The sequence below is a fragment of the Kineococcus vitellinus genome (genome assembly GCF_009906315.1).
In the GTDB taxonomy this organism is placed as follows: domain Bacteria; phylum Actinomycetota; class Actinomycetes; order Actinomycetales; family Kineococcaceae; genus Kineococcus; species Kineococcus vitellinus.
In genome coordinates, this window is the sequence record NZ_JAAALL010000315.1 from 1 (window position 1) to 4,837 (window position 4,837).

The 4,837-nt window shown below is 75.9% G+C and carries 3 protein-coding genes and 1 pseudogene; all 4 read left to right on the forward strand.

What is annotated here, in order from left to right:
- Positions 1–16 precede the first annotated feature (16 nt).
- The gene (locus GTQ99_RS19800) at positions 17–874 is read left to right on the forward strand and encodes an LLM class flavin-dependent oxidoreductase (protein ID WP_166617427.1); all 858 of its coding nucleotides are present in this window, start codon (positions 17–19) and stop codon (positions 872–874) included.
- 91 nt (positions 875–965) lie between these two features.
- Positions 966–2,444, forward strand: coding sequence for a DUF1800 family protein (locus tag GTQ99_RS19805; RefSeq protein WP_166617428.1), 1,479 nt, complete (start codon positions 966–968; stop codon positions 2,442–2,444).
- Between the two features lie 11 nt (positions 2,445–2,455).
- Positions 2,456–3,742, forward strand: coding sequence for a DUF1501 domain-containing protein (locus GTQ99_RS19810; RefSeq protein ID WP_166617429.1), 1,287 nt, complete (start codon positions 2,456–2,458; stop codon positions 3,740–3,742).
- Positions 3,743–4,133: 391 nt separating this feature from the next.
- Positions 4,134–4,837: pseudogene (locus GTQ99_RS19815) on the forward strand (hypothetical protein); the annotation flags it as partial.

The following is a 4,837-nucleotide window of genomic DNA, read 5'->3' on the forward strand; positions in this document are numbered from 1 at the left end:
GGCCTAGCGTCGGGGCGTGCCCACCGCCGCGCCGCGCCTCGGACTCGTCTTCCGCCCCCAGCAGCCGCCCGAGCAGCTGCGCGCGACGGCGGTGGCCGCCGAGGAGGCGGGGCTGGACGAGCTGTGGCTGTGGGAGGACTGCTTCGCCGAGGGCGGGCTGACGACGGCGGCGATCGCCCTCACCGCGACGCGGCGGATCGGCGTCGGGATCGGCCTGCTGCCCGTGCCGCTGCGCAACCCCGCGCTGACGGCCATGGAGCTCGCCGTCCTGGCGCGCACCTCCCCCGGCCGCTTCCTGCCCGGCGTCGGGCACGGCGTGCTCGACTGGATGGGGCAGGTCGGTGCCCGGGCGGGCTCCCCGCTGACGCTGCTGCGCGAGCACTTGGAGGTGCTGCGCCCGCTGCTGCGCGGGGAGGAGGTCAGCACCGACGGCCGCTACGTGCACCTGGACGGCGTGCGGCTGGCGTGGCCGCCCGCGCAGGTGCCGCCGCTGCTGGTGGGCGCCCGCGGGCCGAAGACGCTGGCGCTGGCCGGCCGGCTGGGCGACGGGGTGATCCTGGACTGCGCCCCGGACGCGGCCGCCGTGCGCGCGGCGCTGGAGGCGGCGCAGGCCCCGGAGGGCTTCGACGTGGTCGCCTTCGTGCCCGCGGCCACCGGCCCGGACGCGCGGGCCCGGCTGGAGGCGGAGGTCTTCCTCTACGGCGACGCGGGCCCGGGGGCGCTGGCCGTCGGCTCGGTGGAGCAGGTCGCCGACCTCGTCGGCGGGCTCGCGCGGGCCGGGGCGACGAGCGTGGTGCTGCAGCCGGCCGGCGACGGCCGGGACGTGCAGGAGGTCCTGGAGCTGGCGGCGGCGGTGCGCTCCGCCCTGGCCTGAGCACCCGCCTGAGCACCCGCCTGAGCACCCGCCTGAGGCTTCGTCACCCGGTCGGCTCAAGCTTCCTTGATCCTCGGTCGAACGCTTCGGCGTGTCCGTCCCCACACCTCCCCTCGTCACCCGCCGCCCCCGCGGCACGGCTCCGGCCACGACCCTCAAGCGCGACGACGCGGCGACCCAGCTGCACCTGCTGCGCCGCGCCACCTGGGGTCCGACGCCGGCGGCGGTCGCGGAGATCGCCTCGCTCGGGACCACCGCGTGGCTGGACCGCCAGCTGAACCCGGCCGGCGTCGACGACGCCGCCGTGGACGCCTTCGCGGCCCGGATGCCCTTCTACGGGCGCAGCCCGCAGTCGCTGCGGTCGGTGCCGTACGAGCAGGTGCAGTGGGAGCCCATGTTCGAGACCGGCCGGCTGACGCTGGCCCGGCAGATCTGGTCGCGCCGCCAGCTGCTCGAAGTGGTCGTCGACGTGTGGAACAACCTGCTGCACGTCACGTGCCCCAGCTCCGACGTGTGGGACAGCCGCGCCGACTACGACCGCACCGTGATCCGCCGGCACGCCCTGGGCAGCTTCCCGGAGATGCTCGTGGCCTCCGCCAAGCACCAGGCGATGCTGGCCTACCTCGACAACGCCAGCTCCACCGCGGCCCAGCCGAACGAGAACTACGGCCGCGAACTGCTGGAGCTGCACACCCTGGGCGTGGAGGCCGGCTACGGCGAGGCGGACGTGAAGGCCTCGGCCCGCCTGCTCACCGGGCTGACGGTGGCCCCCGACGGGTCGGCGGTCTTCGACCCGGGCCGCCACGACGGCGGTGCGCGCACCATCCACGGCTTCTCCGTCCCGGCGCACGCCCCGCACGAGGGGCTGCGCTGGATCGAGGCGTACCTGCGCTGGCTGGCGGTGCACCCGGCGACCGCGCGGCGGGTGTGCGCGCGGCTGGCGACGCGGTTCGTCTCCGACGCGCCGCCGGCGTCCCTGGTGGACCGGATGGCCGGCACCTGGACCGCGACGGGCGGGCAGATCACGCCCGTGCTGCGGGTGATGTTCGACTCGGCGGAGTTCTGGGCCTCGGCCGGGCAGAAGGTCCGCACCCCGCAGGAGGACTTCGTCGCCACGCTGCGCGCGCTGGGCACCGGCATGGAGCCCAGCGGCACGGCCGGGATCGCCAAGCTGTACTGGCACACCCTGGACTCCGGGCACGCGTCGATGTCGTGGGGGGCGCCCAACGGCGCGCCCGACGTCGCCGCGGCGTGGGCCTCCCCCAGCGGGACGCTCGCCCGCTGGAACCGGCACATGGACTTCGCCGCCGGCTGGTACCCGCCGGAGCTGCGGTTCACCCCCGCGACGGACCTGCTGCCGTCCATCCCCGCCACGTGGGGCGCGCTCGTGGACGCCCTCGCGCTGCGGCTCGTCGGCTCCCCGCTGAGCGCCGTCGAGCGCGAGGCGCTGCTGACGTACGCGAACCGCTCCGCGGGTGCGCCGTGCTCGGCCTCGGACCCGTGGATCCGCAACAACCTGCGCTACCTGGTGGCGCTCCTGCTCGACACCCCGTCCTTCACGACCCGCTGAGAGAGGTCCGCGTGACGAACCCCGGCAAGAACCCCACGGACCCCCGCTGCGGCTGCGACGAGGGCTCGAAGCTGCTGTCGCGGCGCTCGGTGCTGCGCGCCGCGCTGGCCGCCGCCGCGGCCGGGACCACCGCCTACGCCGTCGGCGACGTGTCGACGCAGGTCTCCTTCGCGGGGACCGGCTGGAACGGCGAGACCCTCGTCGTGCTGAGCCTGCACGGCGGCTTCGACGGCCTGTCGGCGGTCGTGCCGGCCGCCGACGGCGCCTACTACGCGGCCCGCCCGAACATCGCGGTGCCGCGCTCGACGCTGCTGGGGCTGGACCAGACCTTCGGCCTGCACCCGGCGATGGCCCCGCTGGTGCCGCTGTGGCGCAACGGCACCTTCGGCGTCGTGCACGCGGTCGGCCAGGCCGACCCGACGCGCTCGCACTTCGCGGCGATGGAGCGCATGGAGCTGGCCGCCCCGGGCACCTCGGTGCGCACCGGCTGGATCGACCGGACCATCGGCTCGCTGGGCACCGGCTCGGTGCTCAACGGGGTGGGCATCGGCACCTCGCAGCCGATGGCGTTCTCCGGCCCCGCCACGGAGACGACGATGTCCTCGCTGGAGGGCTTCTCGATCATCGGCCCCGGTGACGACCGGGCCAAGTGGCACTCGGTGCTGCGCCGCATGCACACCGGCGCCCGCCCGGAGGTCGCGCAGCCGGCGGGCACGCTGCTGACGGCGATGGAGGACGTCGCCCGGCTCAGCGGCACGGCGACCGGGCCGGCCGGTGGCGCGGTCTACCCCGCCACCGACCTCGGCAGGGCGCTGCGGCAGGCGGCGGTGCTGAAGAAGTCGGGCGCACCGGTGCAGGTGATCGCCCTGGACTACGGCGACTGGGACATGCACGCGGGCCTGGGCCGCGCCGAGGGCGGCTGGATGCGCGACAAGCTCACGGAGCTGTCGAGCGCGCTGGCGGCCTTCGCCACCGACCTGGGCTCCTCCTTCGCCTCCACGACGCTGGTGACGCTGTCGGAGTTCGGCCGCCGGGTGGCCGAGAACGCCTCGGGCGGCCTGGACCACGGGCACGGCAACGCCGTGCTGCTGCTGGGCGGCGGGGTCGTCGGCGGCCGGGTGCACGGCGCCTGGCCGGGCCTGGCGCCGGAGCGGCTCGTGGACGGCGACCTGGCCGGCACGACGGACTACCGCTCGATCATCGGCGAGGTGCTGCAGAAGCGGTGCGGGGCGGGGTCGCTGTCCTCGATCTTCCCCGGCTTCGGCGGTGGGCAGCTGGGTGTCGTCCGCCAGCGCTGACGACTACTCACAGTCACCAGAGCGGGGCTGAGAACCGCCTGGACACCCGCTGACGACGCCCTCCGAGCCTGCTGCAGGTTCGGGGGGCGTCCTCGTCCCGGGGGCCCGCGACGGCGTCCTGATCATGGAAAGCGGCGCGCGGCAGCCCCACCAGACGGACTGCTGTGACTTAGAGTGCACGAGTGACCACAGTGGCGTTACCGCATCGTGCACTCCTGCACCTTGTACACCACGGGCATCGTCACCTACTTTGCGTGACGGAGTCGCTGCAGGTCGGCAGCGACACGCTCAAGGTCCGGCCCTGCTGCGCCGATGCCGGTACCGAGCGTTCACCCGTGTGGGTGTGACCCCGGGTGGCTGCCGCCACCGCCAGAAGGAGGAACGAGGCCTGATGCGGTCCCGCACTGCCCCTGCGCCCACCGGCGTCTCCCGCCGCACCCTGCTGTCCGGTGCCGTCGGCGCCGGCGTCGTCGGCGCCGCCCTGGCCCACGCCCCGCAGGGGGCCGCGGCCTCGGCGCTGTCCGGCGCCCTGCAGGTCGCCGGGTCCACCCGGGCCTTCGCCCTCGCCGAGCACCCGCTGGAGCGCGCCGGCGCCACCGACGCCGCCGCACCCGCCACCGGCCTGCGCTCGCTGCGCTCCGCGGCGGACCTCGCCGTCGTCACCGTCGAGGTCGGCGGCGGGCACATGGTCGGCGTGACCTTCCCCGCCGGCACCTCCGCCGACACCGTCGGGGTGCGGGTGCGCCGGGACGGCGGCGACTGGGGCGCGTGGAGCGAGCTGGCGCTGCACGACTCCGAGCCCGACCCCGGCACCAGCGAGGCCCGCGGCGCCGTGACCGGCTCCGACCCGCTGTGGCTCGGCGAGCTGGGCGCGAGCGCCACCGTGCAGGTCCGCCTGCCCCGCGCCGACGTCGCGGGCGCCCAGCTGCAGCTCGTCGACGCCGGCACCAGCAGCGCGCTGAGCGCCCTGGCCGCCGCCGCGCTCACCGCCTCCCCCGCCGCCGTTGGAGGAGGAGAACTGGGTGAAGGCGACCTCGCCGCCGTGGGCGCGGACCTCCCCGGCCGTCGCGGCGATGGCGGCGTTGGTCGAGGCGG